General features: G+C 37.1%; 16 protein-coding genes and 1 other annotated feature. Of the genes, 1 reads left to right on the top strand and 15 read right to left on the bottom strand.

Annotated elements, in window-relative coordinates:
* Window positions 1-39: 39 nt before the first annotated feature.
* Window positions 40-1,578: an ABC-F family ATP-binding cassette domain-containing protein gene (locus AC3B7A_RS06585; protein ID WP_489755332.1), complete on the bottom strand. Its 1,539-nt coding sequence runs from the start codon at window positions 1,576-1,578 to the stop codon at window positions 40-42.
* Between the two features lie 119 nt (window positions 1,579-1,697).
* Between AC3B7A_RS06585 and AC3B7A_RS06580 the strand changes: the two genes are divergently transcribed.
* The gene (locus AC3B7A_RS06580) at window positions 1,698-1,985 is read left to right on the top strand and encodes a virulence factor (protein WP_489755331.1); all 288 of its coding nucleotides are present in this window, start codon (window positions 1,698-1,700) and stop codon (window positions 1,983-1,985) included.
* Window positions 1,986-2,052: 67 nt separating this feature from the next.
* On the opposite strand, the gene rplL is transcribed toward AC3B7A_RS06580, so the two are convergent.
* The 14 genes from rplL to gltX form a co-directional block, all read right to left on the bottom strand.
* Complete coding sequence (rplL, locus tag AC3B7A_RS06575) at window positions 2,053-2,421, bottom strand: 50S ribosomal protein L7/L12 (RefSeq protein WP_489755330.1); 369 nt, start codon at window positions 2,419-2,421, stop codon at window positions 2,053-2,055.
* A gap of 29 nt (window positions 2,422-2,450) precedes the next feature.
* Complete coding sequence (gene rplJ, locus AC3B7A_RS06570) at window positions 2,451-2,960, bottom strand: 50S ribosomal protein L10 (protein WP_489755329.1); 510 nt, start codon at window positions 2,958-2,960, stop codon at window positions 2,451-2,453.
* 23 nt (window positions 2,961-2,983) lie between these two features.
* Window positions 2,984-3,099: a sequence feature (ribosomal protein L10 leader region), on the bottom strand.
* A gap of 18 nt (window positions 3,100-3,117) precedes the next feature.
* Complete coding sequence (rplA, locus tag AC3B7A_RS06565) at window positions 3,118-3,801, bottom strand: 50S ribosomal protein L1 (RefSeq protein WP_489755328.1); 684 nt, start codon at window positions 3,799-3,801, stop codon at window positions 3,118-3,120.
* Between the two features lie 90 nt (window positions 3,802-3,891).
* Window positions 3,892-4,317, bottom strand: coding sequence for a 50S ribosomal protein L11 (rplK, locus tag AC3B7A_RS06560; RefSeq protein WP_489755327.1), 426 nt, complete (start codon window positions 4,315-4,317; stop codon window positions 3,892-3,894).
* Between the two features lie 158 nt (window positions 4,318-4,475).
* Window positions 4,476-5,021 (bottom strand): transcription termination/antitermination protein NusG, encoded by a 546-nt coding sequence (nusG, locus tag AC3B7A_RS06555; RefSeq protein WP_489755326.1) that lies wholly within the window; start codon window positions 5,019-5,021, stop codon window positions 4,476-4,478.
* 102 nt (window positions 5,022-5,123) lie between these two features.
* Complete coding sequence (secE, locus tag AC3B7A_RS06550; RefSeq protein ID WP_489755325.1) at window positions 5,124-5,297, bottom strand: preprotein translocase subunit SecE; 174 nt, start codon at window positions 5,295-5,297, stop codon at window positions 5,124-5,126.
* An 11-nt stretch (window positions 5,298-5,308) separates the two neighbouring features.
* On the bottom strand, window positions 5,309-5,458 hold the full coding sequence (rpmG, locus tag AC3B7A_RS06545) for a 50S ribosomal protein L33 (protein ID WP_489755324.1): 150 nt from the start codon (window positions 5,456-5,458) through the stop codon (window positions 5,309-5,311).
* Window positions 5,459-5,494: 36 nt separating this feature from the next.
* The gene (locus tag AC3B7A_RS06540) at window positions 5,495-6,106 is read right to left on the bottom strand and encodes a sigma-70 family RNA polymerase sigma factor (RefSeq protein WP_489755323.1); all 612 of its coding nucleotides are present in this window, start codon (window positions 6,104-6,106) and stop codon (window positions 5,495-5,497) included.
* 73 nt (window positions 6,107-6,179) lie between these two features.
* On the bottom strand, window positions 6,180-7,502 hold the full coding sequence (locus AC3B7A_RS06535) for a D-alanyl-D-alanine carboxypeptidase family protein (protein ID WP_489755322.1): 1,323 nt from the start codon (window positions 7,500-7,502) through the stop codon (window positions 6,180-6,182).
* 20 nt (window positions 7,503-7,522) lie between these two features.
* The gene (locus AC3B7A_RS06530) at window positions 7,523-8,050 is read right to left on the bottom strand and encodes an NYN domain-containing protein (protein WP_489755321.1); all 528 of its coding nucleotides are present in this window, start codon (window positions 8,048-8,050) and stop codon (window positions 7,523-7,525) included.
* Between the two features lie 2 nt (window positions 8,051-8,052).
* A complete protein-coding gene (gene rlmB, locus AC3B7A_RS06525) occupies window positions 8,053-8,817 on the bottom strand; it encodes a 23S rRNA (guanosine(2251)-2'-O)-methyltransferase RlmB (protein ID WP_489756559.1) in 765 nt (254 codons plus the stop codon).
* Window positions 8,798-9,211, bottom strand: coding sequence for a Mini-ribonuclease 3 (locus AC3B7A_RS06520; protein WP_489755320.1), 414 nt, complete (start codon window positions 9,209-9,211; stop codon window positions 8,798-8,800). The genes rlmB and AC3B7A_RS06520 overlap by 20 nt, the downstream gene beginning before the upstream one ends.
* The gene (gene cysS, locus AC3B7A_RS06515) at window positions 9,208-10,620 is read right to left on the bottom strand and encodes a cysteine--tRNA ligase (RefSeq protein WP_489755319.1); all 1,413 of its coding nucleotides are present in this window, start codon (window positions 10,618-10,620) and stop codon (window positions 9,208-9,210) included. Before cysS ends, AC3B7A_RS06520 begins: the two co-directional genes overlap by 4 nt.
* 70 nt (window positions 10,621-10,690) lie before the next feature.
* Complete coding sequence (gltX, locus tag AC3B7A_RS06510; protein WP_489755318.1) at window positions 10,691-12,181, bottom strand: glutamate--tRNA ligase; 1,491 nt, start codon at window positions 12,179-12,181, stop codon at window positions 10,691-10,693.
* Window positions 12,182-12,203: the final 22 nt, after the last annotated feature.

Below are 12,203 nucleotides of genomic sequence, written 5' to 3'. Positions count from 1 at the left end.
TTTTAGTTTTACAATTCAAACTACCAAAATTTTCTGTTTTTAAGACAATTGTTTTTCAATATCTAAAACTTTATTAATCCAAGAACTATCATAAAAATCAGTCTCATGAGTAATCAAAATAACTGTTCCGGCATAATTAACTAAAGCTTGCCGTAAAGCTAATTTGCTATCGTCATCTAAATGATTGGTGGGTTCATCCAACAATAACACATTAGATGGCTGCAACATCAATTGAGCCAATTTAACTTTAACTTGTTCACCCCCAGACAAAGTTTTAATCGCCGAATTCACCTGTTGATTGGTCAAACCTGTTTGTGCCAAAGTACGGCGAATGACTCTTGGTTCTTGTTCACTAAAACGTTGTTCTAAAATAGCTAAGGGAGTCGCTAATGGTGCTGCCCACAGCAAATTTTGTTCATAATAAGCGCTTTTGACCGTTGGTACTAAGTCCACTTGACCACTCACGGCTGGAATTAAGCCCTGAATTGTTTTTAATAACGTTGTTTTACCAATACCATTAAAACCTTTAATGACAACTTTTTCGCCCATCATAATTGAAAAATTAAGTGGTTTAGCGATTAACGGTTCTTGATAACCAATTATTAAATCATTGACTTCTAAAATCATGTGCATTTTATTCAAAACATACGGAAAATTAAACTGGGCTACTTGCCGATTAGCCGGCGGGGTTAATTTATCCAAATGAGCTAATTGTTTTTCACGACTACGTGCACTTTTAGACCGGGAACCCGCTTTATTTTTTTGAATATACGCTTGCGTCTTCGCAATTTTTTTCTGTTGACTGGCATAAGCTTTTAAATAAGTTTTTTGGTCGGCTGCTTTTTGGCGCAAAGCTTGCTTTAAAGTGCCCGTATAGGTTTTTATCTGCCCTAGTTCTACATCACAAACTTTATTAACGACCTGATCTAAAAATTGATAGTCATGTGAAACGACCACAAAGGCTCCCGCAAAGTTTTGTAAATAAGTGGTTAGCCAAGCAATATGCTGTTGGTCTAAATAATTAGTTGGTTCATCTAATAATAAAATATCAGGTTGTTCTAATAACAACTTAGCTAAAATTAATTTTGACCGCTGCCCACCACTTAATTCGGCGACATCATGATCATAACCTAAAGCTACCAATCCTAAACCTTGCGCTACTTGTTCAACCTTTAGATCAATTTCATAATAACCATTAGTTTCCAGACTAATTTGTAACTCACCCGCATGTTCTAGCAAATCAGAGCTAGGATTAGCCTGTTGATAGATCTGTTCTAATTGTTGTGCTTGATCCAATAATGGTTGAAAAGCTGTCGTCAAAAATTCTCGCAGCGTTTGACCAGGTTTTAAATTAGCATACTGATCTAAATAGCCAATTGCTGCTTTCTTTTTCCAAGTAATTTTACCTGCATCTGGCACCAAGGCTCCAGTTAAAATATTAATTAAGGTACTTTTACCGACACCATTTTGACCAATAATTCCTAAATGGTCATGCTCATTAACCTGAAAGCTGGCGTCCGTATATAAAGTTTTATCTAAAAATTGTTGACTCAAATGTTCAACGCGTACAATACTCAAATTCTGCTCCTTTGAAAAGTTAAATTAAAATACTCGCCAGTAGTACTTCATTGACATTACAATAAATAATGTCTTAAACTATTTCTATAGTTACTAAAAACGGGGAGGTAAAAATAAATATGTCAGCCAGATATGCTATTGCTTTCAACCTTGATCAGAAAGAACTTAAAAAGAATTATCCAAATTCTAGTTTTAACAATGCCTATAATGACATTAAAACTTTTTTTATAGAAGAAAACAATTTTGAATGGCAACAAGGATCTTTATACTTTGCTGGTGAATCTCCTGTCGATGCAATTATCACCGTTCAAAAATTATCCAATAAATACAACTGGTTTAAACCATCAGTTAAAGATATCAGATTATTACGTGTTGAAGAGAATAATGATTTAAAATCAGCATTATAATGGTGTTTTATTTAAACAAAAAAGCTATCGAATAAAAATTCGATAGCTTTTTTAACTCTAACAATGATTATTTCAAAGTTACAGTAGCGCCAACTTCTTCAAGTTTAGCTTTCATATCATCAGCATCAGCTTGAGCTACGCCTTCTTTGATAACTGAAGGAGCTTTGTCAACTAAGTCTTTGGAATCTTTCAAGCCTAAGCCTGTGATTTCACGAACAGCCTTGATAACCTTAACTTTTTCTTGACCAACTTCAGTCAATTCAACATCGAATTCATCTTTAGTTGCAGCAGCATCGCCACCAGCAGCACCGGCAACAGCAACTGGAGCAGCAGCTGAAACGTCAAATTCTTCTTCAATTGCCTTTACTAAGTCGTTTAAATCGGAAATACTTGCTTCTTTCAAGGAAGCGATGATTGAGTCTTTATCGAAAGCCATTTTTATTCCTCCAATGGATTATAATTTAATTAAGCAGCATCGCCATCTTCATTGTTTTTATCAGCGATTGCTTTAACAGCATAAGCAACTTTGCGAACTGGGTCTTGCAACATTGAAGCAAGAGTAGCCAACAATTCGTCGTGACTTGGCATATGAGCGTATTCATCAATTTTGGCTAAGCTTTGAACTTCACCTTCGATGATTCCACCTTTAATTTCCAAGACATCAGCAGTTTCTGCAAATTTAGAAATAGTCTTAGCAGCAATAATCGGATCTTCATAAGAAAATGCGACCGCTGTAGGACCTGTAAAGGTTTCATCTAAGCCTTCAAAGCCAGCCTTATCAGCAGCCCGCCGTAAAACAGAGTTTTTGATGACGCGCATTTCAACGTCTTCAGCACTCAATTGGCGCCGTAATTCTGTTACTTGCGCAACATCTAAGCCTAAATAATCAACAACAATAACTGATTCAGCGCGTTTGATTTTATCAGCAACACCATCAACTAATTCTTGTTTAGCTTTTAAAACAGCATCTTTCACGTGGTTTCACCTCCATAATTATTCTACCTAAAATTAAAGGACACCTTGACAAAGCAAGATGTCCTAACGAATACATCTAGCCTCGGCAGGATATTAAGGCATACGCCACCTGAGTCTTAGGTAGTTTCTTTAATAGAATTTAACATTGATTAATTAATTAGTCAATATTTAATTTGATACCAGGTCCAAAAGTTGAAGTTAAGTAAACCGAGTTTACATATTGACCCTTAACGGTTGCTGGACGTGCTTTAACAATCACATCGTTCAATGCATTAAAGTTAGCAACTAACTTATCAGTATCAAACGAAATCTTGCCTAGTGGTGCATGGATTAAGCCTTGAGCATCAGCCCGATAAGTTACTTGACCAGCTTTAATATCATTAACAGCTTTAGTAACATCCATTGTAACTGTACCAGTCTTCGGGTTTGGCATCAAACCTTTCGGTCCTAAAATCCGTCCCAAACGACCAACTTTAGCCATCATCTTCGGTGTTGCTACAACAACATCAAAATCTAACCAGCCATCAGTAATCTTATCAACTAAGTCATCATCACCAACATAGTCAGCACCAGCAGCTTGCGCATCTTTGGCTTGTTGACCATCAGCAAAAACTACGACCCGTTGAGTCTTACCAGTACCATTTGGCAAAACCATTGCGCCCCGAATTTGTTGATCAGCTTGTTTAGTATCCAAGTTCAAATTATAAGAAACTTCAATTGTTGCATCAAAGTTTGCATAGTTAACTTTCTTTAATAAGTCCATTGCTGCTTTTGCGTCGTAAGCTTTATTCTTATCAACTTGCTTAGCAGCTTCTAAATATTTTTTTCCATGTTTAGCCACGTTTTGTTCCTCCTTGTGATTGTGGTCAAGTGGGTTTTACCCCTCCCACTGTGACAAGCTTTTTGTTTAGTTACAGTCAATTAATGAAGTTTAGCCTTCAACAGTAAAGCCCATGCTTCGTGCTGTACCTTCGATCATTCGCATCGCAGCTTCAACATCATTAGCATTTAAGTCTTTCAGCTTAGTTTCAGCAATTTCGCGTACTTGATCTTTAGTAACTGTCGCTACCTTTTCATCACGAGGATTGCCAGAACCCTTCTTGACACCAGCGGCTTGCATCAACAAGACAGCTGCTGGTGGAGTCTTTGTAACAAAATCAAAGGAACGATCTTCATAAACTGTGATCACAACAGGAATAATCATACCCTTTTGATCAGCAGTCCGTGCGTTGAAATCTTTCGTAAATTCAACGATATTAATACCAGCTTGTCCTAAAGCTGGACCAACTGGAGGAGCTGGTGTTGCTGCTCCACCTGGAATTTGCAATTTAACAACATTTGCAACTTTTTTAGCCACGGTACATACCTCCTTAAGTCCGTGATGTGGTAAAAAATGGGAATTTAAATTTTCCCTCCCACAGAAATGTCCAAGACATTCTTAGATAGAATAACACAAATTACAATAACAAACAAATCAGTCTAAACTGAAGAATGCTACGCAAATTAATTTGATTATTAAGCGCGCGTCAAACTAGTGTAATCTAACTCGGCTTCAGTCATTCGTTCAAACATATTAATTTCAACTTTGACTTTGCCATGTTCATTATCAATGGCTGCCACTTTGCCTTCCATATTAGCAAAAGCACCGTCTTTAATTTTAACAGTATCCCCAATTTCAAAATCAATATCATAATTGTTCTGTTCTTGAGTCATACTATTTAAAATAGCATCTGCTTCTTCCGGCAATAACGGAGCAGGCTTACTACCGGCCCCGTGACTACCAACAAAGCCAGTAACACCAGGCGTATTCCGAACCACAAACCAAGATTCATCAGACATCACCATTTCAACTAAAACATAACCCGGAAAAGTCTTTTTCATTTCAGTCTTCGTTTTACCATTTTTGGTTTCAGTTTCTTCTTCTTCAGGAACCACTGCTTGAAAAATATAATCTTCCATGCCCATTGATTGTGCCCGCGATTGTAAGTTTTCCTTAACCCGATTTTCATATCCAGAATAAGTATGTAAAACATACCACATCTTTTGTGTTTGATCTGACATTTGATAACCTTCCTTAACCAAATAAAAAAAACCTCGTTCCAACGAAGTTTTTAACTACAATTCAAGTATAGAATAGCAAATTTTTTAAAAAACTACAAATCATTAACGTGTAACAAATAAAGTAATGAGGGTCTGAAACAGCCAATCACAAGCACCTAAGAATAGAGCAAAGAAAACAGAAGTTAAAATAACGGTCATTGTATCATGCCGATTTTCCTTAGCTGTTGGCCATTGTACTAATTTCATTTCATGTTTAACACTTTTTAAAAATTTCATCGAAAACCCCTCTATCTTGTTTCTTGATGAATTGTCTGCTGATTGCAGTGCTTACAAAACTTTTTAATCGTAAAACGTTGCTGACGGTCTGTGGCTACTGAAGTGCGATAATTATGAGCTCCACAAACTTGACATTCCAAAACAACTTTTGCTCGTTGCATAAATACCACCTACACTAAGTGATAACTATACCGATTCTAATGTACAGTGTCAAGACTCACATGCTGATAAAAAGTTAAAAACTTGATACGGCTACGCTGACTTGCTTGTTCCAATTGAACCGTAGTGTATGGTGAATGTTGTTTAACTTGGTCTAATCTGCTACCTAACAATAATTGTAATCCCTGCAATTCAACCAATGACATTTTGGAAATCAAATTCTTAAATTCTACTGATAAAAATTCGGCTTCATTCTGTACCAGATTATGCTGCCACCGCCAATCATTTTCTAAATCAGGATTGATCTGGATTAAAGCATCCATCGAAATGGCTTGAACATTAATTTGCCGCTTTAAGGCTAACTGTTGTCGAACCAAGTTTGTCCAATGATTTTGTAATCGCAACTTAAAAAAACTACCAAATTTTGAACCTTTTTGTTCATCAAATATTTGACAAGTCTTTAAACAAACGATCCGGGCTTCTTGTCGCCAATCATCTTGATCGAATAATCGTAAACGATACTTATGACTAGTACTTTCAATTAATGGTAAATACTTTTGAAATAATTTTTCTAAAGCTAAAGAATCATTATGCTCACGAACTAATTTTATCCAGGATAACTCTTGATTAATTAATTGTTGATCTACCATAATTTTTGGGAACTTTTAAAGAGTCTAAAATCAATATAACAAAATAGCTTTGGTCTGATAAGCGAACTAATGTTTATTTTTTAGATAAATATTTTAAATATTTAAAATTAAAAACGGTTTTTGACGTAATTTTAGGATTATTTTGCATAATTTCAGCTAAATAATTAACTTTAATTTGTTGATTTAAATTATTAGCAATCCATACTGGCTGTTGTTCTGCCTTTGTCCACTGCTGAAGTAGAACATTGCGCGGTTGTAAATTCACATTCACAAAATCCAAAACTTTTTGAGCCTGTTCAAAGCGTTGTTGGTCATTACTAGCATGTAAAATTACTAATACCAACCGTTGCTGATGTAGCTTAGTTGTTACTACTAAACTAGCACCCGCATGAACCCCGGTCCCGGTCTTGAGCCCATCAACTACATAATTATGAGAAGCCCACTTGCCGCCAGGAATCATTTGGTTAGTATTACTTAAATTGTGTGTGCCTAATTTCACGGCTGGCGGTTTAGTTAGCTGCAAAATCTGGGGATCAATTTGCAGTAAACGCCGCGTAATTTTAGCTATAGCTAGGGGGGTCAACTCATTTTCAGAAGTTGTAGCTTGCGGATTATTATTCACAGCTGGATCGAGATCTTTCGGTAAACCATTAGCATTAACAATTTGGTAATTAGTTAACTGCAATTGGCGGGCTTGCTGAAGCATCTTTTGGACAAAATTTTCCTGACTACCGTAAAGAAATTGACCAATTACCATAATGGCATCATTAGCACTAGCAAGCATTGAAGCTTGTAATAATTGTTGCAATGAATAAGTCTGTCCAACTTGTAAATGAGCATTACTTAAATCACTTTTTTTCTCTAAATTAGCAATTACTGAAGTGGCAACAATTGGTGTTGTCAGTTGCAAATGTCGCTGTTTGATCGTCTCTTCGACTGTTAACACAGCTAATAATTTTGATAAAGAGGCGACCGGTTGGCGAATCTGGGCAGCTTTTTGCCATAAAATTTGGCCACTAGTTTGATCAAACAAAATTCCCGCCGAAATGTCTGAAAAAGTGGACGTCGTAATTGGCGTGGCCGTTTGGTGCGTCCAACTAGCAAATGGTGCCACTTGCTGACTTAGTTGCTGCAACCGGTTAGCAGTTTGTCTAATTTTGGGTAAAGTGTTTTTCGTGGTTAATTTTGTCGTTGTTGTGGTTAACTGAGACCATTGTTGCTGATTAAATTGACTTTGGGCTATTTTTAGTAAGTCAATTTGTTGGCGATATGATCGTGCCTGCGAACCAGATATTTGACGCAGAACCTTCTGTGCCGTTTGATAACGCCCTAATTGAACATAATGTTTAGCTAAATTAAGGCTAATTTGTTGAGATTGTGCGCTACAACCAACCAATAACAATAATCCACAAAAAATTAAGAATCGGAAGACAACTGGTCGCGTAAATTTTCGAGTTGTTTTAATTGATCATCCCTCCACGGATTATTACGTTGTAAATCCCGATCAAAGCGTTGGCGACTTTCTTGATGCAATTGCTGACGCATTTCTTTAATTCGCTTATACAATTCATAAGACGGTATCCGAATGGCTCCACGGGAAAAAACAGTCCATTGTACTGCTTGATCAGAAGTTACAACTGTGACTTGATTAAGCACGGTATTTAACTCATTACTCAAATTTTGAATATAGGTATCTGCAGTCACATCTTCTGGCGTAAAGATAACCTCTAATTCCCACTTGGTAAACTGCTCTTTTAAACCAGGTACATACATTGCATCAAAGACCACAATAATTTGTCCATCAAAAAATTTGCGGTAATCCGCTAATGTTGCCAATAATTGATCACGCGCATCAGCTAATAAATCACGTTGCTTTAACTTTTTTAATTGCGGCCAACTGCCAATCACGTTATAACCATCAACAATTAAAATATTATGCTTCATAATTACTGACTTTCCCGACTACTAAAGGCTTGATATAACAACACCCCCGTGGCCACACTAGCATTCAAACTTTGCACATGACCAATCATTGGAATTGTCAACATTTGATCAGCTTGCTTTTTAACTAACGGTGATAAGCCTTTACCTTCATTACCGATGACTAAGGCAATCTTCCCCCGGGCATTCCAAGTCCGATAATCGCTGCCTTGCATATCCGTCCCAAAAATCCAAATTCCTTGGTCTTTTAAGTCTTGAATGGTTCGGACTAAGTTAGTAACCCGCACAATTGGTAAATGTTCAATCGCTCCAGTTGACGTTTTAGCAACCACTGCCGTTACTCCGACTGAACGACGTTTAGGAATAATAATTCCATTGACCCCAACCGCATCTGCGGTTCGTAAAATTGAACCAAAATTATGAGGATCGTTTAAATTATCCAAAATTAAAAAGAACGGATCTTCTTGTCGATCTTGCAGCTGGTTTAATAAATCTGCTAAAGGTGTGTACAAAAAAGGCGTCACTGTTAAAACAATGCCTTGATGATTACCATTTTGTGATAATTCATCTAACTTTTGCTTGGGCGCATCTTGGATTACTAAATGTTTTTCTCGAGCAATTTTAACCGCAGTTTTAATGCCATCATTATGCAAACCGCGTTGTAAAAAAATTTTGTTAACTTTTTGGGGGGCATCAGCGGCTTGTAAAACAGCTAGCGCAGCATGATGACCAAAAATTATTTCTGCTTGATTACTGGAAGTTGAATTCATCACTATGACCTGCCTCTACTTGTTCAATACACCATTGTGCCAATTCATTTAACCGCTCATTTTGTCCACTAAGTTGTAAATAACCAAAGATTGCTTCAAACCCCGTCGAAATATTATAAGTTTGCACCGAAGTATTTTTAGCATGCGTTTTACTTTTGGCATTACGCCCGCGTTTAAAAATTTCTGCTTCTTGTGGTGTTAAAATATCTTGTTGTTGCATTAAAGCAATCAAAGCTGCCTGAGATTTTGCCGACACGAAATGTGTGGCCCGTTTTTGCAGCCGATTAACCTTAGTCAATCCTTGTTCTAATAAATGCTGGCGGACGAACGTTTCCCAAGCAGCATCGCCTAAGTAAGCTAACGTCACACCGTTTAATTGTTGATAATCAATCATTGTTTATGCCACCGTGTCCCTTGTGGAGTATCTTCTAAAATAATGCCTTGTTGTTGCAACTGATCACGAATTGCATCACTGGTTGCAAAATCTTTTTGACTACGTGCCTGATCACGCTGCGTAATTAAAGCTTTTACTCGTTCATCTAACGTTTCAGTCTTGTGAAATTGTAACCCAAAAATGCCCGCTAAAGTAGTAAAAGTAGTTTGAAATTGTTGCAAATTTTGCGAATTAACGCTTGAACGCTGCAAATAAGCATTGATTAAACCTTGAATTTCAAACAAATCACTCAAGCCATTTTGCACATTAAAATCATCGTCCATATGTGCTTGAAACTGCTGTTCCAGCGTTGCCAATTGCTGTGCCACCGATTCATCAAACTTGGCCGTCGTTGCTAAATTATTTTGACGAAAAACTAAGTTTTGCCACGTAGTTTGTAAATGTTGCAAATTGTTAGCAGCGGTTTGTAAGTTAGTAGCGGAATATTGGATTGGCCGTCGGTATTGTGTACTAGCAATAAATAACCGTAAAGCTTGTGGATCAACTTCTCTTAACAAATCGTGAACCGTTACAAAATTACCTAACGACTTACTCATTTTTTCATTGTCATCACCGACAGTCACAAACCCGTTGTGCAGCCAATAATGTGCAAACTTTTGTCCCGTATGAACTTGACTTTGGGCGATTTCGTTTTCATGATGGGGAAAAATCAAATCTTCCCCACCCGCATGAATATCAATCGTTGCACCTAAATATTTAGTTGCCATTACAGAACATTCAATATGCCAACCTGGACGACCATTGCCCCAAGGCGAACGCCAAGACAACTCATCTGCCGGTGCCTTTTTCCATAAAGCAAAATCCAATGGATCTTTTTTGCGAGCTGTTTCTTGATCTGCGACGCGTTGACTAGCACCTTGTTCTAAATCATCAACGGATTGGTGCGATAATTGCCCATATTGAGCAAATTTCCGCGTTCGATAATAAACATCACCATGACTGGGATAAGCATAACCTTTCACAATCAAATCTTCAATAAATTTGATAATTTCATCAATATTTTGCGTTGCCCGGGGATTGACCGTTGCTGGTAAAACATTTAAAGCTTGGCGATCTTCATGAAAAGCGGCAATATACTTAGCGGTCAGCTGTTGGGGCTCGATTTGTTGTTGTTGAGCGGCATTAATAATTTTATCATCGACATCAGTAAAATTAGAAACATAATTAACCTGATAACCACGATATTCTAAATAACGTCGAATGGTATCAAAAGCCACCAACGAACGAGCATTACCGATATGAATATAATTATAGACCGTCGGTCCACAGACATACATGCGAACTTTATTTTTTTCTAAAGGTATAAACTCTTCTTTGGTTCTAGTTAAAGTATTATAAATTCGAATCATTCAATCACCTCTTACGAAAAAAACAGCGACTGATAGTTAATCATCATGTGCTGTTTTTTTATTATTAATATTAGTCAGCTAGTTGTTTTAAAGTTTCTGCTAAGTGTTTTTGTGAACGTTCATAGCCTAATAATTCAATTGACTCGCCAATTCCTGGTCCGTGCATTGAGCGTGTCGTTGCAATCCGAATTGGCATGTATAATTTCCGCCCCTTGACCCCAATTTCATCACGCACTGCAAAGATTGCTTGCATAATTTGGGTAGCTGTAAAACGTGGCAATTGTGTGATTTTTTCTTGGAAAACTTGTAAAGTCTTGAGAGCATCATCTTTTTGCAATTCAGCCATTGTTTCATCATCCAATTGTTCTGGATCATTAAAGAAAATTTGGGACAATTCTACAATTTGTTTAGTATAACTCATTTGATCTTTAAACAAAGTGACCAATGACCGAGTCCATTCAATTGTTTTGGTATCTAAATGTTCTGGTAATAACTGGGCTTCTTGCAAATTAACGATCGATAAATCAGTAATTTGACTTAAATCAGCAGCTTTGACGTATTGGTTATTAACCCATTCCAATTTCTTTTGGTCAAAAGCAGCGGGGGACTTGCTTAAACGTTTCGGATCAAATTGTTTAATAAATTGCTTCCGCGTAAAGATTTCATCTTCACCAACTGGTGACCAACCTAACAAAGTAATGAAGTTAAACATCGCTGCTGGTAAATAACCACGTTCTTTATATTGTTCAATAAACTGCAACACACTTTCGTCACGTTTACTTAATTTTTTACCTGTAGCACTGTTAATAATTAAGGTCATATGCCCGAACTTGGGTGGTTGCCAGCCTAAATAATCATAAATCATTAATTGCTTAGGTGTATTAGCAACATGGTCATCGCCCCGTAAAACATGTGAAATTTCCATTAAGTGATCATCAATCACAACTGCAAAGTTATAAGTCGGCATGCCATCACGCTTTTGGATAACCCAATCGCCCCCAATCGTATTGGCATCGAATTTAACTTTGCCTTTAACCATATCATCCCATTCGTAAACTTTGTCTTGTGGCACTTTAATACGGATAACTGGTTTAATCCCTTGCGCCTGAGCTTGGGCAATTTTAGCTTGTTTTTGTTCTTCAGTCATGCCCGCAAATTCATATTCATAGTGGGGCATAATCTTAGCAGCTTTTTGAATTTCGCGGTCATGTTCTAATTCTTCTTCTGTCTTATAAGATTCATAAGCGACCCCAGCGTCTAATAATTGTTGAATATATTTTTGATAAATTGCTTGACGTTCAGATTGCCGATATGGACCATAATCGCCACCAATATCTGGGCCTTCATCCCAATCCATGCCCAGCCACTTTAAATTCTCTAATTGACTTTGCTCGCCACCTTCAACGTTACGTTTGGTGTCAGTATCTTCAATTCGGATGACAAATGTCCCCTTATTATGACGCGCAAACAAATAATTGAATAAAGCTGTCCGGGCATTACCAATGTGCAAATGTCCAGTCGGACTCGGTGCATAACGAACACGAATTTTATTATCAGTCAAAATAAACTCCTCTTTCTTGGCA

The sequence above is a fragment of the Bombilactobacillus sp. ESL1202 genome (assembly GCF_058107125.1).
This window is presented reverse-complemented; position numbering and strand designations above follow the sequence as displayed.